Genomic DNA, 11250 nt, shown 5'->3' with positions numbered 1-11250 from the left:
CGCGCATCGCCTCTACAATGTCGTTATTCCCGATCGCCCTCATCAGGAGAGTCCCGTTTCTCCCGCTGTTCTATCTCCCTCTGCGCCCGTTCCTTACCCTCTTTAGCCGCCCGATAATTCGGTTGATATCGCAACGCCCGATCATAAGCCAAAATCGCCTCTTGATATTGGCCCAAAGTGGATAAACTATTCCCTTTGCCATACCAAGATTCTGCATGATCCGGCTTTACATAAGCCGCTTCATTATAGGAAGAAACTGCCTCTTGATATCGATTCAAATTATAAAGTGCATTCCCCCGGTTATACCAAGCCCGATAGTCATTTTTATTCAAATCTAACGCCTGATTATAGGCATCGACTGCCTGTTCATAGCGGCGTAACTGGTGCAGCGCCCATCCCAAACTATACCAGGCTTCCTGATAACTAGACTGAATTTTGACCGCCCGTTCATAAGATTTAGCGGCTTCAGAATAGTCCTTTAACTTCATCAAGGCATTCCCGCGACTATACCAAGATTCAGCATAATTCGGCTGAAATCGCACAGCTTTATCATAAGACTCTACGGCCTTTTTTGCTTGATTCAATTGCATCAAGACATTCCCATGATTATACCATCCCCGGGCATAATCAAATTGATATTCTACGGATTTATCATAAGATTTTAAGGCAGCTTCATAATCTTTCAATTGATGAAAAGCCCATCCCCGGGCATACCAGGCTTCTGAGGATTCCGGTTGAAATTCCAGGGCTTGATCATAGGAGGCGATCGCCTCTTCATACCGCTGCAAACTCAGTAAGGTATTGCCCTTAGCATTCCATGCTTCGGCGGATTCCGGAACCAGTTCTATGGCTTTTTCAAAACTGGCGATCGCCCCGTCATGCCGCTGCAATCGATTTAATACATCCCCACGCCTTATCCAGGCATCCAGATATTGGGGATTGAGTTGAATCGCGCGATCGTAAGCATCCATCGCCGCTTCATTCTGATTTAATCGAGAGAGAGTATCGCCTTTTTCTTTCCAGGCTTCTACATAATCCCCCTTAATTTCAATAGCATTTTCATAACGTTTTAATGCCTCTTCATACCGGCTTAAATGATATAATGTATGCCCTTGTTGATACAACTCACTGGCATTCACCGATTTAATTTTATTCCAAACAAAAACCGAACCGGCAATCATTCCAGCCCCAATCATGCCGCAAGAAATTACTCCTAAAACCCATTTCTTTTTATTAAAATTAAAGCGAGGTTGAGGCAGTGGTGCCACCCCAGGGACCGAAACGGTCATCACCGTGGGCTTTTCTAAATCTGCGATCGCCTGTAACGCCTCCGTTGCCGAACCATAGCGTTCCCGGAAATCGTAACAAACCATCCGTTCTAATACTTTGAGAAATTCCCGACTCACCTTCACCAATTCCGCGACTTTGATTTCTTCCGTCTCTGAATCTTTGGGGAATTCATGGGGTAATAAACCCGAAAGGACTTGCAAGGCAACAATTCCCACCGCATAAATATCACTACTTGGTTTTGGAAATCCATTCGCTTGTTCACTGGGTAAATAACCTGGAGTGCCAATACAGACACTTAATCCGGGTTTTCCATTCTGATTCAGCAGTTCTGTGGTAATTTGTTTAACTGCCCCAAAATCAATTAAAACTAATTTTTTATCCAAATTGCGGCGCAGAATATTCCGGGGATTGATATCTCTATGAATGACATTTTTACTCTGAACAAACTGCAAAATTTCCAACAGTTCTCGCAGTAAATTCAGCGTAGTTTTCTCATCCAACTTTTCCCCAGGAATCAATTCATGACTGAGGTCCTGACCCTCGATATATTCTTGAACCAGATAGAATTCTTGGTTTTCTTCAAAATAGGCGAACAGTTTGGGAATGCGATCGTGACATCCCAACTCATGCAGGGATTGCGCCTCTGTATCGAATAACCGTCTGGCAATTTGCAGGGTACTCGGATCCGTAGACTGGGGCTGTAATTGTTTGACCACACAAGGGGCAGTCCCGGGAAGGTGGCAATCCTGCGCGAGAAAAGTCGCCCCAAAACCCCCGCTTCCCAAGGAGTTGACAATCTTGTAACGTCCACCGAGAGTTGTTCCGAGCATGATTTGTCGCTGCGAGGGTAGAAACGGGCTATTCAAGCATCTGACCCATTTTGCCATAGGTTAAACAAATGAGCAACCTGGGACCTGGGTAGGAGAGTTCAGTGATTTAAAAGGGGGATAGGGTCGGGAATTCTTGTCCTCAATTTTGGCAACTTCGTTTCGGTAAGCTTTACAACCCATATTCCGATGGTTGAATCAAGTAAGTCAATTGTTATTGGTCCTTGACCTAAACTATACACTAACAAGCTTCAGTCCCTACAATCCTTATGGCTTATATCCTTAAAATACTTTAATTTAATGGTTTATTAAAATTCATTAACTTTTAAACAAAGTTTGTTAAAAAAAAGGTAAAATAGTTAGATATTAACAGCAACAAAAACTGAATGCTGTTTGGGGAGAGGATAGCTGATTTATGTCTACTGCTCGTCAAATCATAGCGCTTTTAAGAAGCCATATAGAAGGCGAAGAGCAGCAGTTTTATTCTGCGGCCCTCCAAATTGCTGCGTCGGAAGCAAGGCAGGGACATGGCAAGCTGGCGTTAGAAATCCGGGACTTGATTAATGAAGCGAAAAACCGGAAGTCTGCGATCGCGCCTAAACCGGGTATAGTGCCGTTAGTTCAACCCAAAGGTGAACTCGGAAATTTATTATCCGTGCGATATCCGGATACTAAACTTAGGGATATGGTCCTTTCTCCCGAATTAGAATTTAGACTCAACCGGATTATTACGGAACAGAAACAGCGTAATCGCCTACAAGAATATAATTTATCACCCCGTCGCAAGATTCTCTTAGTCGGTCCCCCTGGTTCGGGTAAAACCATGACTGCTGCTGCTTTAGGGGGTGAGTTACAATTGCCTCTGTTTACGGCAATCTATAGTAGTCTGATGGGTAAATTTATGGGAGAAACTGCCAGTAGACTGCAACTGATTTTTGATGCAATGTCTGCCACAAGGGGGGTGTACTTTTTTGATGAATTCGATGCCATTGGTACCCAGCGCAACAGTGCTAACGATGTCGGAGAAATTCGCCGCATTTTAAACTCTTTTTTGCTATTTATAGAAAATGACACCAGTGATAGTTTAATTATTGCTGCAACAAACCATCCCAATTTACTCGATGAAGCGTTGTTTCGTCGGTTTGATGATGTGATTGAATATAGCTTTCCCAGTCCATCTATGATTCAGAGTATTTTAGAAACTAGATTGGTCTTGTTTGACCTCGAATGGGAGGATTGGTCAGAAATTTTGACCAGCGCAGAAAACCTGAGTTTAGCCGATATCGTTCGCGCCGCAGATGAAGCCGCAAAACAAGCTATTTTATCCCATACGGAGAAAATTAACCGAGAACATTTATTATATGCTATCTTAGATAGAAAAAATATGACTCGTACCCCTTTGTTGAACGCATCTTCATAGCATGGCTAAAAAATCTCGGGACTTTCCTCATCTTTATGTGGAGGGAACAGGAACAAGTGAACCCTACAAATCTTCAGGTCGTGGTTCCGCCAAACTTCCTCCTGAGCGAGATAGATATGCTCATGCTCAATTTTTAGAGGAGGCGATCGGTCGGGCCCTGGAAAAAGCTCAACTGCAACTCAAATCGAGAGATGCTCAGATACCAACCGAACCCCCAGGGTTTTACCTGGAATTTCAAATTAAGGCAGAAGAAAACGAGGCGTTAAAGTCTCTGGAAAACCGTTCCAAAAAGATTGAACTGGTTGCCGTGAGTCAGCTAACCGAACCCGCAGGTATGGTTAAAGCTACTGTATTTGTTCCCAAGTCTGCCAGTGATTTCTTTTTAAAAAAAATTCAAGAGTATCGGGATAAAAATACCGATAAAAATAAACCGAAAAACCAACCATTTATTGCCCGACTAGAAGGGGTAGATATTGGAACCGTTCAATCCTTGTTTACAGATGAACCGTCTCTATTCCCACAAAATGAACGAGAAGTTTGGTGGGAGGTTTGGCTCCGTAAGGACCGAAAAGAAGCCTTTAATTCTCTCACTGCGAATCTAAATCTCAGAACCAAACCAGATTATCTTTCTTTTCCAGAACATGACATTGTTTTAGCACTGTGCAATCTCGAAGCAATGGCGCAAGTGATTAAGCACTCTGATGCCGTTGCCGAATTGCGGATTGCCAAGGATACTCCCTCGTTTTTTCTGGAGATGAAAGGACGAGAACAAGATGAATGGGTTCAAGATTTAGCTAACCGTGTGGTTAACTCAGGGAAACAAGCGGTTTCAATCTGCCTGTTGGACAGTGGTGTAATGCAACGCCACCCACTGCTAACTCCAGGACTCAATCCACCGGATATGCACACCGTTAACGATAATTGGGGGGTGAATGACAGTGCGACTTGGAAGGGTCATGGTACTGCAATGGCGGGTTTATGCTTGTATGCTGAATCCCTCATGGATTTTCTAGCTACATCCGATCCGGTGAAACTATTGCACCGTCTGGAATCAGTCAAAATTCTCCCAAATTCAGGAACAAATGACCCGGATTTGTACGGTGCAATTACCGGACAAGGGGTTTCTTTACCTGAAATTCAAGACCCCGATCGCCGTCGAGTATTTTGTATGGCGGTCACCAGTGATACCCAATCCAATAATAGAGGAACCCCAACATCGTGGTCCGCTGCAGTGGATCAACTTTGCTTCAACGATGGTGAATTCCGGCGACTCATCATTATTTCTGCTGGGAATATTCGTGAAGATATTAATGGAGAAGATTACCTCAATATTAATGATATTGAACCTATAGAAAATCCTGGACAAGCCTGGAACGCTTTAATTGTCGGGGCCTATACGGAAAAAGTTAATATTATCGACGCTAAATATGCGGGTTGGACACCCTTAGCACCAGGAGGAGAACTCTGTCCTAGAAGTCGGACTTCTGTTTCGTGGGACGGCCACTGGCCGATTCGCCCAGATGTCGTATTTGAAGGGGGAAATATGGCTTGGGATGGACAGAATCCAGCCGAGTCTATTAACGACCTGGGTCTGCTGACCACTCATTATCGTCCAAATTTCAGAATGTTGGACCATATCAGTGATACCAGTTCTGCAACTGCTTTTGCCAGCTATATGGCAGCACGGATTATGTCAGAATATCCTGATTTTTATCCAGAAACAGTACGCGGATTAATTGTCCATTCCGCTGAATGGACTTCAGCGATGCAGGCTCATTTTATAGCAACTTCTTCCAAACGAGAGAGAGGTAATTTTTTAAGACGCTATGGATATGGCGTTCCCGATTTAGACCGAGCGATAAAAAGTGCAAATAACGATTTAACTTTGATTATTGAAGATAAAATTCAACCATTTCATGTTCAAAAAAGTCAGGTGACTATGAAAGAAATGAAAATTCATAAACTCCCCTTGCCCAAAGAGATACTAGAAGAACTGGGGGAGGCAACAATCGAGCTAAAAATTACTCTATCCTACTTTATAGAACCCAATCCTGGAGAACGGGGATGGGCCTATCGCCACCGCTATCCTTCTCACGGATTCCGCTTCCAGGTTAAAGATTCTCTGGAAACCGATGAGATGTTTAGAGAACGAATCAATTTAGCAGCTAGAGAAAAGGAGGAGGATTTAAGCGGGAACAGGCAGTCTGATAATAACAAGTGGTTTCTGGGACCTCATGCCAGAGATTTCGGGTCTATTCATTCTGATATTTGGCAGGGTACGGCAGTGGAGTTGGCGGCAAAAGATGCGATCGATGTCTATCCAGTCGGAGGATGGTGGAAAGAGAAAAAATATTTGAATCGTTACAATGCGATCGCCTACTATTCTTTACTGGTTTCTATTCGAGTACCGGGAGTTGAAGTGGACATTTATACGCCTATTTCCAATTTAGTAAGCCTGACTGTTCCTCTGGATAGTTTCTAACGGACTAACATTGGAAAACGACTGACGTTATGACGTTGAGGTTGAGACTGTTTTCAGGAAAAAGGCGCAAGGTTAACCTTGCGCCTTTTGTGTTTAGTTGCCCCTTTTAAAAGAGAAGTTTGGGGTTATTTATTGCGAGGGATTCACCGGGGAAGTAACGCTGAATTTATGCTCCAGCTAGGAGAACTTCGACTGCATTGCCTGCCTCTTCTTGGGGGAAGAGTTCTTCCACTCGGCTTTGGATTTGAGAGTGGCGTTCAACGCCTTCAAAGGCGTAACGGTTGTAACCATTGCGCTGGATTAATTCTTCCAAATAGCGGAGGCGATCGCTAGATGCGGGGTGGGAGGATAACCAGGTTAAAACCCCTCCTCGTCCTCCATCTAATTCGGTGAAGGTTTGCATGAGGTTGCGTAAGCCATCGGCGGCGTAATTGCTATTGGCTAAGACTCTTGAGCCTAAAATATCCGATTGTCGTTCGTTCTGGCGGCTGTAAGCGCGACCGACTAGGGCAGCAATTAAATCACCCATTGGCACGACGCGATTTAAGTTAGAAAGGAGGGCGCTTTGAACCACGCGCTGATAGCCATGAGACAAGACGGCATGAGCAACTTCATGACCCAGTAAACCGGCGAGTTCGGCTTCGGTGTTAATTTTTTGGAGTGCGCCGGTATTTACGAAGACTTTGCCACCAGGAAGGGCAAAGGCATTGAGATTTTTGTCATTAACTACGAAGAATTCATATTCAAATTCATCCCGTCCCATCAAATCGGCCATTTTATGTCCGACTTCATTGACGTAGTTTACGATGGTTTCATCTTCAACCATCGGTAAACGCTGTTGGAAAGACTCCGCGAGTTGGTGACCGAATGCGGCTTCTCCTTGCATTAACAGCATGGTGAGTTGAATGGCGGGGATGGTTCCGGCAACGTTTCCAGTTAGGAGTAAATCGCCGATGGAGAGTGCGCCGGTGAGGAGGGTTTGACCGATTAAGCGGCGGCGAATTCCAGAACGATACCGACCTAAATCATCATCGGCGATCGCCTTGAATTCTGAGGCTTGAGGATGTTCCGGATACAGAACAGCAAATTGCCTTGCCGCAATGGAAGATTCCAACCATTTCTCTTCAGTTTGTAAGGCTGAAATTTCCGTTTGAATTAATTCCGGTTCGTTGGGATAAAGAGTCGTGGCGCGTTCTAAAACCCCTAGGGCTTCCTCTCCTCTTCCGTAGTCTTGTAAGGCTTGAACGAGCAACACATGACCGGGAATAAATTCCGGATGTCTTTCGACTAATTGCTGTAACGGGACAAAAATTCGGGTTTCTAACTTTTGTTCAAATCCAGCTTGTGCTTCGCGCCAATAAACTCGACCCGCGCCGGATAGTTGTTCCGGATCGCTGATGGCTTTAGGAATTGCCGGGTCCCCTGTCTGTTGCGAAAACTGACCTTTTACCTGGCGGTAGAGTTTTTCTGCTGCTTGGGTGTTACCCGCTAGGAAGAGGCGATCGGCTTCGACTAGGGTATTAAATTCTGAGCTTCCCGGTTCAAAAGCCAGTTCCAGAATTTGTTTTAAACTGGAGAAGGTGGGTATTTTGTGAGCCGGTGCAGGGTTTGTTACCCCAGTGGGTGGCAAGGTGGAGTGAGCGGGTGCAAAGTTCACCAACAAATTCATGCTGAGGAATAAAGCTACTCCAATTGTTGCCCATAGCACGTGCCGAAATCGTTTCATTGGGGGGGGGTTCCTCTTGATTGGGTCAGGGATGATGGTATGGTTTCCGGTCTAGGCTGTCGGTTCAGTAAAAACCTATACCCTAAAGGGCTCGGCTACAGGGACAAAGCCAGCCTGCGCGGGCTCAGAGAGAAAACAGGTCTTTGATAACCGGATATGGTATTAGCCTCTTAGAACCCAAATCTGAATCATGTGTTTCCTTTGAGGGTCGCCATATCCGAAATGAAGGTGCTTTAAACCCAGTTCTACAGACCGAAATCCGGTTTCTGAACCTGTTTTGATGCTTGAATCAAAAATCGGGGCTAGAAACCGGGTTTCTGATGGGTTTATATGGATTTTTGCAGTTCCTCTTCCAAAAGTTGCTGATAAATGGTGGGTAAATAGGCGCTCATGGAATTGGTTTCAATGCCGTAGCCGAGACTGGTCCAAGTTCCGGAAAGCAGAGATAAGACTTCATCTAATTTTCCTTGTTTTAATAATTCGGAAATGTTCACTCCCCAGGCTTGTTCGTCTTTGAGCCATGCATAGACGACTTTATCTTGGAATTTGGGTTCAAAACTATAGGATTTCCAGAACCATCTGCCGTCGGGTTTGGGGTGGTAGCGTTCGGCCATTTCTTCCCAGGTTGTGGTGATAAACTGATAGCGACCTGCAGCGGTGGAGCAGTTGTTGAGATTGGGTCCGGCGACGATCCGCACGCAGCGATCGGGATGGCGTTTCAAGTCTTCCATGTATTGGCCGCCATAGATGACGGCGTAGGGGTATTCTACGTTGGATTCACTGGCGGAAATGGTTCGCATCAGTGCGCGGATGTAGGGGTCACCATCCTCCATGACTAAGGGAGGTAAGGGGGCCATCAGGGAGAGGGGCAGGGTTTCGGTGCGACGAAAAACGACGTGATAAAACAGCATGGGCAAGGCGATCGCCCCGGCTAACAGGAATACAAACTGTCTGAATTTTGGGGGTTTTCTGCGGCGTTTAACTACAGGCTTTTGACTCAAGTTCAACGGTTGGACAGAAGATTGAGAAAGCATAAGGCATGATTAAGTATTCAGGAATTAGGGTAGATTTCCCAGGATTTTCGCTTGGATTAACTGATTGGATTGGGCTAGATGCAGTTAGTTATCCAGGTTTTAAGTGAAGGAATTTCCAGAAAAATTATGGGCTGGTTTCTGTGGTACAATTCCCCTGCTTTATTTAGGTGCGGCAGATTATCCCGTTAGGGGTTTAACCTGTTCGGTTGGGAGCATCTCAATTTTGAAAAGAGACCTAACCCCCCAGCCCCCTTCCCTTCAAGGGAAGGGGGAGAAAGATGTCAATTTCCCCCTCCCCTGCAAGGGGAGGGGGGCAGGGGGGAGAGGTCAGATTCGGTTTTTAGGCAAAATTGAGATGCTCCCATTTTACCCGGGTTTAAGTTAAACTACACTGGCAAATAGCTCATTGAATGCTTGGGTTGGCGCTTCAGCTTTGGTGACAATTTCCACGATTTTATTCCGGGCGGCAGGTTGAAATAAGGCTTCGACGCTGACTAAGGCGACTTTAGTTCTGGGAATGCTCCCGTCAAATAATTTATCCTGAGATTCCATGACGATCGCCGCTTCATCTTCGGTATTTTTTAATCCTCCTGGACGGACGATGGTGTAAGTTAAACCGCTATTTTGGATATATTTTTCCGCTTGTCTTTTCCAGACTAAAATCAGCCAAAATAAGTTGAGCGGATGGAATAAGTTAGAGACACACAAGGAGGAAACCAGAACAAAATGTTCGATTCCCTTGACTTTGGCGACATCGACGAGATGCTTGGTCCCTTCATAGTCAATGCGGTAGGGTCCTGTGGGGTCAAAACTGGGGGTGGCACCGGTGGCGCATAACACGACGGTACAATCGGCGATCGCCTCGTTGAGACTCTGGGGATTTAACACATCTCCCACGACTAACTCCACCTGGGGGGGTAAGAGTTGCTGACCTTTCTCCAAGTTCCGCACCAATGCTCGCACGGGAATCTCCCGCTTGACCAATTCTTCGACAATTCGTCGTCCCGTTTGTCCCGTGGCACCGGCTACAAATGCTTTCATCAGTTTTTTAGGTAAAATTATGGATTCAATTGCAAATCATTGCTGTTATGCAAGTGGGGGGAGGATTTAGCCTCCTAAACCTCCTCTAGTTTAAAAAAAAATTGGGGACCGATCGCGATCGCCCAGGTTCGGATATCTACATCACAGAATCTCCCTCGGGGGATTGTCTATGATAGAAACGGATGCCAGCTCAACCGTGATTCCGGTCAAGGTGAAGCTTACCCAAATCAACGAAATTCGGGCAGAATTACGGATTTCCTCCCTACCACGGACAAGATAACCTAGAGAAAATAGCATCCAGCCACTCCGGTGGCCGTACAAAAACACAGACCCTCAATCAGGGAAGCGGTTATGCAGTTAGATATTTTAAACCATAAGCAAACATCCATCGATGGCGATCGCGAGGCCTCTACCTCTGTTGCTTGTGAACCGATGTGGTTTCAGACTCATTTTGTCGGAGGCATGGAAATGTATGCCGATGTTGAAACCGTTGCTGCCTATTTTGACGTTCACCAAGGATGGTTTAAACGCTGTGCTCGTCCGATGCAGGCAGATCCTTTAGGAGAAAATGGTTATGCTCTGACTATTGGGCGTTTTGGTGCCCTTGGTTATGAAGTGGAACCGAAAATTGGTCTGAACCTATTACCACAACAGAATCGCGTTTATCTGATCGAAACGATCGCCATTCCCGATTATGTCCCCCCGGGTTATGACGTAGAGTTTAAAGCGGCCCAGGAATTAATAGAAGTTCCGGCAGATTATTCCAATATTAAACTCCGCCATACTGAGGACCTTCCTCCCACTATGACTCGGGTGGAATGGAATTTAGATTTAAAAGTGGGGGTTTGCTTTCCCAAGTTCATCCAGGCCTTACCCCTCCCCTTGGTCCAAAAAACCGGTGATCGCCTCCTGGCACAAATCGTTAAACAAGTCTCCCGTCGCTTAACCTACAAAGTCCAGGAAGATTTTCACTCCACCATCGGGCGCGATCGCCTAGAAGTCTTCAAGAAAAAACGCGCTAAAACCCCCAGTTCGGATCTGTGCCGTCAATGTAGCGGTGACAATGGCACCGGGGAAGAGATCCCCGAGGACCTCGAAACTCCCTAACCCATACAGGACTTACGCATAAACCCTAAATGTAGGGGCGACTCGCGAATCGCCCCTACAGATTCCTCGTGACTTGCGCCTTTTCCTCGTGACGTGGCTGAAGCGCGTCACGCATTCTTGGCGGCTCTGCCGCCTCTAGCTCCGGTGATGAGTTGAAGCCGTGAGAAGTAAAAGAGGCGGCTTAAGGCCTTGCTTGGGGACTGGAGGCAGAGCCTCCAGATGAGCGTGACGCGCTTCAGCCACGTCACTATGACCCCTACTATAAGTTTCCTTGTGAGGGGGCTTGCGCCTTTTTCTGCTCGTGAGGGGGCTTGCGCCTTTTT

The 11250-nt window shown here is 46.0% G+C and carries 7 protein-coding genes; 3 read left to right on the top strand and 4 right to left on the bottom strand.

What is annotated here, in order from left to right; all coding sequences use genetic code 11:
• Window positions 1-23: 23 nt before the first annotated feature.
• Window positions 24-2120, bottom strand: a complete 2097-nt coding sequence (locus J0895_RS09260) for a tetratricopeptide repeat protein (protein WP_207087819.1) — start codon at window positions 2118-2120, stop codon at window positions 24-26.
• 412 nt (window positions 2121-2532) lie between these two features.
• On the opposite strand from J0895_RS09260, the gene J0895_RS09255 reads away from it, so the two are divergent.
• Together J0895_RS09255 and J0895_RS09250 are read left to right on the top strand one after the other, a co-directional pair.
• Window positions 2533-3537, top strand: coding sequence for an AAA family ATPase (locus J0895_RS09255; protein WP_207087818.1), 1005 nt, complete (start codon window positions 2533-2535; stop codon window positions 3535-3537).
• A 1-nt stretch (window position 3538) separates the two neighbouring features.
• Entirely contained in the window at window positions 3539-6019 is a 2481-nt protein-coding gene (locus tag J0895_RS09250) for a S8 family peptidase (RefSeq protein ID WP_207087817.1), read from the top strand.
• Between the two features lie 166 nt (window positions 6020-6185).
• Here the strand turns inward: J0895_RS09250 and J0895_RS09245 are convergent, their stop codons facing one another.
• The 3 genes from J0895_RS09245 to J0895_RS09235 all read right to left on the bottom strand — a co-directional run bounded on the left by J0895_RS09245 (window position 6186) and on the right by J0895_RS09235 (window position 9820).
• A complete protein-coding gene (locus J0895_RS09245) occupies window positions 6186-7745 on the bottom strand; it encodes a M48 family metallopeptidase (protein ID WP_207087816.1) in 1560 nt (519 codons plus the stop codon).
• 326 nt (window positions 7746-8071) lie between these two features.
• A complete protein-coding gene (locus J0895_RS09240; protein WP_207087815.1) occupies window positions 8072-8779 on the bottom strand; it encodes a glycoside hydrolase family 24 protein in 708 nt (235 codons plus the stop codon).
• 381 nt (window positions 8780-9160) lie between these two features.
• The gene (locus J0895_RS09235; RefSeq protein ID WP_207087814.1) at window positions 9161-9820 is read right to left on the bottom strand and encodes an SDR family oxidoreductase; all 660 of its coding nucleotides are present in this window, start codon (window positions 9818-9820) and stop codon (window positions 9161-9163) included.
• A gap of 351 nt (window positions 9821-10171) precedes the next feature.
• Between J0895_RS09235 and J0895_RS09230 the strand changes: the two genes are divergently transcribed.
• Window positions 10172-10927, top strand: coding sequence for a DUF1997 domain-containing protein (locus J0895_RS09230; protein ID WP_207087813.1), 756 nt, complete (start codon window positions 10172-10174; stop codon window positions 10925-10927).
• Window positions 10928-11250: the final 323 nt, after the last annotated feature.

The organism is Phormidium pseudopriestleyi FRX01 (genome assembly GCF_017313335.1).
GTDB lineage: Bacteria > Cyanobacteriota > Cyanobacteriia > Cyanobacteriales > Laspinemataceae > Laspinema > Laspinema pseudopriestleyi.
This window is presented reverse-complemented; position numbering and strand designations above follow the sequence as displayed.

What these genes read in the sequence shown, in the direction of transcription:
- J0895_RS09250 (WP_207087817.1), top strand. Translation starts at nt 3,539, where the DNA reads ATGGCTAAAAAATCTCGGGACTTTCCTCATCTTTATGTGGAGGGAACA.
- J0895_RS09260 (WP_207087819.1), bottom strand. Translation starts at nt 2,120, where the DNA reads ATGCTCGGAACAACTCTCGGTGGACGTTACAAGATTGTCAACTCCTTG.
- J0895_RS09245 (WP_207087816.1), bottom strand. Translation starts at nt 7,745, where the DNA reads ATGAAACGATTTCGGCACGTGCTATGGGCAACAATTGGAGTAGCTTTA.
- J0895_RS09235 (WP_207087814.1), bottom strand. Translation starts at nt 9,820, where the DNA reads ATGAAAGCATTTGTAGCCGGTGCCACGGGACAAACGGGACGACGAATT.
- J0895_RS09255 (WP_207087818.1), top strand. Translation starts at nt 2,533, where the DNA reads ATGTCTACTGCTCGTCAAATCATAGCGCTTTTAAGAAGCCATATAGAA.
- J0895_RS09230 (WP_207087813.1), top strand. Translation starts at nt 10,172, where the DNA reads ATGCAGTTAGATATTTTAAACCATAAGCAAACATCCATCGATGGCGAT.
- J0895_RS09240 (WP_207087815.1), bottom strand. Translation starts at nt 8,779, where the DNA reads ATGCTTTCTCAATCTTCTGTCCAACCGTTGAACTTGAGTCAAAAGCCT.